The organism is Thermostichus sp. MS-CIW-15, from assembly GCF_054060575.1.
The window spans coordinates 44,713-50,712 of record NZ_JBSSDI010000020.1; the positions used below are offsets into that span (position 1 = coordinate 44,713).

Consider the following 6,000-nt stretch of genomic DNA (forward strand, 5'->3'; position numbering starts at 1 on the left):
TTTTAAGCCAGACTTTTTGGAATTTGAGGTTTTTCTAACCCTTTTTGCACTGGAACCAGAGTTGCCGACATGGTTGAACCCACTGCCGATACCGTTTCTCCTAATAGGGGATATATCGCCGTCCCGGAAGGGGATCCGCAGATTGGCGATTTCTGGACGCCGATCAACCACGCGCCTGTTGTCCGTCTGTTGATAGACTGGTTGCCCATCAACCGGCCGGGATTGAGCTCCATTTGGCGGGGTTTGGAAATTGGCATGGCCCACGGCTATTGGTTGGTGGGGCCTTTTGCCAAGCTGGGGCCGCTGCGCAGCGAGCCCATCGGCCTGCTGAGCGGTTTCCTGGGAGCCTGTGGCCTGATCTTAATCATGACGGCAGCTCTCTCTCTCTACGGCACCGTCTCCCCGCAGCGCAACGACGGGCCGGTGCAGGGATCCCAATCTTGGAGCGAACTGGCCGCCGGCTTTTTGGTAGGGGGCATGGGCGGGGCAATCGTCGCCTACCTGCTTCTGCTCAATGGAGATCTGTTGTTTCCCAATTTTGGTTAAGCGGCTTCCCCTCTCCATCCATCCCCTTGTCTTGGACGGCCTTGCGAGTCTCTCCATCCTCTGCTGAGCGGCGGCTTGGCCAGATGGGCTCTGCTTTCCAGCTTTTCGCGTTGATGCCGGCCCGCTTGCCCACAGCTTCCCTGGATTTTGCTCTCCAGCTTCTTGACGGGGTTTCAGCTGGCTTTTCAAGGCTTGCAGCGTCTTTGTGATCCAATAACCTGAGCAGGCGAGGGAAAAGTTCAGGGCAGCAGTGAGACTGGCAGAAGGCAGGAAGCTTGCCCTAGCATAGACTGAGCCAGCCAGTGGAGTCTCGAATTTGCTATGAACCGACGGCAGCGGTTCTAGGCATTTTTCCAAATAGCCAAATAGTTTTTGTAAGCTGTCGTGAGCGATCTCCTGTCCGATCCCACTTCTGCAAGCTTCTCTTTGGCTGAGATCGGTCGCCTGTCGCCTGCAGCCCTGGCCTACCTGGGAGATGCCATTTACGAACTGCACGTGCGACGGCAGCAGTTGTTTCCTCCCACTCGGCCAGAGCTTTACCATCGGCAGGTGGTAAGGCGGGTACGCGGATCTGCTCAGGCCAGATTGTTGTTGGCGCTTTTGCCCTATCTCAGCCCTGAAGAGCGGGAGATCGTCCGCTGGGGCCGCAACGGCTGCGGTCGTCCACCCCGCCACTTGCCCTTGGCCGACTACCAGAATGCCAGTGGCCTGGAAACCATCTTGGGCTACCTTTACCTCACCGATCCCGAGCGGCTACGCCACATTCTCGCTCTCACCGATGTTTTGGCCAAGACGATAGGCGAGGGGGAAGGTTAAGATCGGCTTTTACTCTGCACCGTTCTCTGCCCATGCCCAAGCCTTCCCAATGCAAACCTCCCTTACGGCTGTCTCGCCGGAGCAAGCTGCAGCGGCAAGGGGCGGGGCAACCCTTCAACAAGCCCAAGCAGACCAAACGGCGCGAGGGGGGCTCCCCGCTCCATCTCCAGCCGGCGGCGCAAGAGCCGCCCGTAAAGCCGCTTCGTCGCAAGGCTGAGCAGGAGCGCCCCCAGCCAAATCCCAGCCCTCCCGTTGCCAGTCCAGAAGACGGGGAGCTGCAGGTTAACCGGGATCCCGAAGCCGAACCTGAACAAGAGATCATCTACGGTCGCCAAACCGTGTTGGCTGCGCTGAGAAGCCAGGCCACCCTTAACCGAGTGTGGGTGCTGCCGCGGTTGCGCTACAGCCCCCAATTTTGGTCTTTGTTGGAAGAAGCCAAAGCACGGGGTACCGTCATCGATGAGGTGTCTCTCCAGCGGCTAAACCTTCTCACCGCTGGAGCCAACCACCAGGGGATCGCCGCCCAGGCCACCCCTTACCGCTATGTGGATCTGGAAGAGCTGGTGGAACAGAGCCGCCAGTCCGGCCCCCATCCGGTGCTGGTGGTGCTGGACGGGATCCAGGATCCCCACAACCTGGGGGCTATTGCCCGCAGCGTGGAGGCGTTTGGCATGCAGGGGATGGTGATCCCACAGCGGCGGGCGGCAGGCGTCACTGCGACGGTGATGAAGGTGGCAGCGGGGGCCCTCTCTACTTTGCCGGTGGCGCGGGTGGTGAACTTAAATCGCGCCCTGGAATATCTTAAAGGGCAGGGGTTTTGGGTCTATGGCACCACCAGCCAGGGGGCTGCCCCTATCTACAGCGCCGACTTTCGCCGACCTATTGCCTTGGTGGTGGGATCCGAAGGGGAAGGCATCAGCTTGCTCACCCAGCGCCACTGCGACCAACTGCTGTCGATCCCCTTGGCGGGCCGCACGGAAAGTTTGAATGCTTCGGTGGCGGCGGGCATCGCCCTCTACGAGATCCACCGGCAGCGCTCCCCCCACCGAGGTCGAAACATTTCTCAACAAATCCTCAACGAAGGCAGTAGAATCTAGGTGATTGCAAAAGATCCTGAGTCATCCTTTGCGCTTAATAGGGGGGATGGATCCCGTGGGCAACCCTTTGGTCTGGCTGTTGGATAGGCTGCGGGGCCTAGCAGTCTGGGTTGAGATCACCACCGACGACTGCACCTATTACTACGGCCCCTTCGCCAGCGAGAAAGAAGCAGAGGCGCATAAAGGTCGCTACATCGCCGACCTGAAGGCGGAGGGGGCTGAGAAGATCGAGGTTCAGATAAAGAAAATGCGCCAGCCGCAGTCGCTGACGGTGGTCCGCACTCCTTCGCGGGTTCGTTCCTGATGACGGCTATGGTTTACCAGGTAACCGTTCATCACCGGGGCCAAACCTACCGGTTTACCGCGGCGGCAGATCAGACAGTTTTACAGGCGGCTCTCGAACACGGCCTAGAGCTGCCCTCTTCCTGCCAGGCGGGAGTCTGTACCACCTGTGCAGGGAGGCTGAAGTCGGGATCCGTGGCCCAGCCTGACGCCATGGGGATCGGGCCGGAACTCAAGGCTCAGGGCTTTGTGCTGCTGTGTGTAGCCTATCCTACTTCCGATCTAGAGGTGGAGACGGACCAAGAGGAGGAGGTCTATCGTCTCCAGTTTGGCTCCTAGCCCTGCTTGGATATCCACCCCCGTTGAGGGCAATTCTGTGCGGGTTACTCAAAGGAGTTCTAACGGCCTGTGAAGCTGCACTTTCTCCGCCTTTCCCTGCCCCTAAGCCTGCCGGTTTCTGCTGCTCGACTGGAGGGATCCCTTACCGAGCAGGTGGCCCAGGAGCTAGGACAGCCAGCTCAGCTTCTGCGCTGGAGCCTGACGGCGGTGGAGGGGGATAGGGCTTGGGTGGAGGTAGTAGCTACTACCGACGATGGCCATTCCGATTGAAGACAGCCCACCCCTCTCCTTAGGAAGAGGGGAGTTGGGGATAGCGCCCGCGCCGCCGGCGCGTTCGCAACTGCGTTGCCTATCGGGTCTGAAAGAGTTTTCCCAAGACCTCAGAGGCTAGCGGGAATCATTTCGTTGCTACGCTGAAGGACAGAAATGGCTAGCGGTACCCTCGGCAGTTTTTGTCCTTTGGCCAATGTCTGTCCCCACATCTGAACCAATGTCGGCTCCAATGTTGGCCGAGCAGCATCCCCCTGTTGCCCTCACCATTGCCGGATCCGATAGCGGCGGCGGAGCGGGCATTCAAGCGGATCTGCGCACCTTTGCCTTCCAGCGCGTCCACGGCACTTCCGCCCTCACCTGCGTAACTGCCCAAAACACCCTCGGGGTCAACCGCGTGGATGCGCTGCCGCCGGAGGCGGTGGCCGCCCAGATTGAGGCGGTGGTGCAGGATATCGGGGTGCAAGGGATCAAAACCGGCATGTTGCTCAATGTCGAGATCGTGCGGGAGGTGGCCCGCCAAGTGGAGCGGTGGGCCCTGCAGCCGCTGGTGGTGGATCCGGTGATGGTCTCCCGCACCGGGGCCAAGCTGCTGGCAGAAGACGCCATCCAGGCCATCCGCGAGCGGCTGATCCCGCTGGCCCAGGTCGTTACCCCCAACCGCTACGAGGCCCAGATTTTGGCAGGGATGGAGCTGCAGTCATTGGCGGATATGGAGGAGGCGGGCCGCCGCATCTACGCCCTGGGCTGTAAGGCGGTTTTGGTCAAGGGGGGAGGTATGCCAGGGGAACTGCAGGGGGTGGATGTGTGGTTTGACGGCGAGCGGCTGGAGATCCTCAAAAGCGAGCGCATCCCCACCCGCCACACCCACGGCACCGGCTGTACCCTCTCGGCAGCCATTGCGGCGCAACTGGCTTGGGGCAAGGATCCCTTGGCGGCGACGCTAGCAGCCAAGGCCTATGTTACCGAAGCCCTGCGGCATCCTCTGGCCATCGGCGCAGGACAAGGGCCGGTGGGGCACTTCTACCCGCTTCTCCAGTCTTAGCCCCCTTCTTCGCAGCCGGCAGCCGCTCAGGCTGCCGGGGGAGGTTGAACGGCCCCGCTGGCTAGAGCAGTTCCCGCACGTTCACCACTTTGCCGCTCACGGCCGCCGCCGCCACCATGGCCGGGCTCATGAGCAGGGTGCGCCCACTGGGGGATCCCTGGCGACCCTTAAAGTTGCGGTTGGAAGAAGAGGCGCTAATCTGCCGGCCTACGAGGCGGTCTGGGTTCATGGCCAAACACATGGAGCAGCCGGGATCCCGCCACTCAAACCCTGCCGCCTCAAAGATCTCGCGCAGGCCCTCGCGTTCCGCCTCCTGCTTGACCCGCTCCGAGCCGGGCACGACAAACGCCTTCACTCCAGGCGCTACTCGCCGTCCTTTGGCAATCTTGGCCGCCTCCCGCAAATCGCTCAAGCGGCCGTTGGTGCAACTGCCAATGAAGCAGACATCCACTGGCGTGCCCACGATGGGATCCCCCGGCCGCAAGCCCATGTAGGCATAGGCTTCCTTGGCCAGCTCCCGCTCGCTTTCCGGCAGCTCTTCCGGTGCCGGGATCCGCTCGTCCACCCCAATGCTCTGACCAGGGGTGATTCCCCAGGTTACGGTGGGGGCGATCTCTGCGGCCTGAAACACCACCACGTCGTCGTAGACGGCGTCGGGGCCGCTGGCCAGGCTTTGCCACCAGGCCACTGCCTCCTCCCAGTCGGATCCCTGAGGAGCAAACTCCCGTCCCTTTAGATACTCAAAGGTTACCGCGTCGGGATTGACGTAGCCGCAGCGGGCTCCCCCCTCGATGGACATGTTGCAGAGGGTCATGCGCTCCTCCATGCTCATGGCCTCGATGGTGCTGCCGCCGTATTCGTAGGCGTAGCCCACCCCGCCTTTGACCCCCAGCTTGCGGATGATGTGGAGGATCACATCCTTGGCGTAAACCCCCGGCCCCAACCTGCCGTGCACCTCGATGCGGCGCACTTTGAGCTTGGACAAGGCCAGAGTTTGGGTGGCCAGCACGTCCCGCACCTGGCTGGTGCCGATGCCGAAGGCAATGGCCCCAAAGGCCCCATGGGTAGACGTGTGGCTATCGCCGCAGGCAATGGTCATCCCCGGCTGCGTCAGCCCCTGCTCCGGCGCAATCACATGCACGATCCCCTGCTGGCCGGAGCCGCTGTTGTAGAAGCGGATGCCATATTGGCGACAGTTGCGCTCCAGCTCCTGGATCATCTCCTCTGCCAAGGGATCCGCAAAAGGTCGCGCCCGGTTGTCTGTAGGGATAATGTGATCTACCGTAGCCACCGTCCGCTCCGGAAAGAGAACCGGCAGATGGCGCTCCCGCAGCATGGCAAAAGCCTGGGGGCTGGTGACCTCGTGGATGAGGTGCAGGCCGATGAACAACTGCGTCTGCCCCGAGGGCAAAACCCGCACCGTATGGGCGTCCCAGACTTTGTCGAACAACGTCCTCTCGCTCATCTTCCTCTCCGGCCTGCGGCCAAGCCAGTTTTGAGCTGCTTTCCGTAGAGCATGACTCTAGTCAATAATAAGCTCAACTATACTGAAAATAATGTATAATATGTTCAGTACGGATTACTACCAGTTGATCTTTCTGTTTA

General features: G+C 61.0%; 8 protein-coding genes. 7 read left to right on the forward strand and 1 reads right to left on the reverse strand.

Going from position 1 to position 6,000, the window contains the following annotated elements; genetic code table 11:
* The first annotated feature begins 69 nt into the window (after positions 1–69).
* The 7 genes from ACVW0R_RS08845 (at position 70) to thiD (ending at position 4,395) form a co-directional block, all read left to right on the forward strand.
* Positions 70–546 carry a photosystem I reaction center protein subunit XI gene (locus tag ACVW0R_RS08845; RefSeq protein ID WP_011429203.1) on the forward strand — a complete coding sequence of 159 codons (477 nt, stop codon included), beginning with the start codon at positions 70–72 and terminating at the stop codon, positions 544–546.
* Positions 547–930: 384 nt separating this feature from the next.
* Complete coding sequence (locus tag ACVW0R_RS08850; protein WP_011429202.1) at positions 931–1,362, forward strand: ribonuclease III domain-containing protein; 432 nt, start codon at positions 931–933, stop codon at positions 1,360–1,362.
* A gap of 32 nt (positions 1,363–1,394) precedes the next feature.
* Positions 1,395–2,459, forward strand: a complete 1,065-nt coding sequence (gene rlmB, locus ACVW0R_RS08855; RefSeq protein ID WP_011429201.1) for a 23S rRNA (guanosine(2251)-2'-O)-methyltransferase RlmB — start codon at positions 1,395–1,397, stop codon at positions 2,457–2,459.
* A gap of 46 nt (positions 2,460–2,505) precedes the next feature.
* Positions 2,506–2,763, forward strand: a complete 258-nt coding sequence (locus tag ACVW0R_RS08860) for a DUF1816 domain-containing protein (RefSeq protein WP_011429200.1) — start codon at positions 2,506–2,508, stop codon at positions 2,761–2,763.
* On the forward strand, positions 2,763–3,080 hold the full coding sequence (locus ACVW0R_RS08865) for a 2Fe-2S iron-sulfur cluster-binding protein (protein WP_168173317.1): 318 nt from the start codon (positions 2,763–2,765) through the stop codon (positions 3,078–3,080). The genes ACVW0R_RS08860 and ACVW0R_RS08865 overlap by 1 nt, the downstream gene beginning before the upstream one ends.
* A 69-nt stretch (positions 3,081–3,149) precedes the next feature.
* Positions 3,150–3,350, forward strand: coding sequence for a hypothetical protein (locus ACVW0R_RS08870; protein ID WP_011429198.1), 201 nt, complete (start codon positions 3,150–3,152; stop codon positions 3,348–3,350).
* Between the two features lie 220 nt (positions 3,351–3,570).
* Positions 3,571–4,395, forward strand: coding sequence for a bifunctional hydroxymethylpyrimidine kinase/phosphomethylpyrimidine kinase (gene thiD, locus ACVW0R_RS08875; protein ID WP_228375400.1), 825 nt, complete (start codon positions 3,571–3,573; stop codon positions 4,393–4,395).
* A 61-nt stretch (positions 4,396–4,456) separates the two neighbouring features.
* Here thiD and leuC read toward each other — a convergent pair whose 3' ends face one another.
* Positions 4,457–5,860 carry a 3-isopropylmalate dehydratase large subunit gene (leuC, locus tag ACVW0R_RS08880; protein WP_457501935.1) on the reverse strand — a complete coding sequence of 468 codons (1,404 nt, stop codon included), beginning with the start codon at positions 5,858–5,860 and terminating at the stop codon, positions 4,457–4,459.
* Positions 5,861–6,000 lie beyond the last annotated feature (140 nt).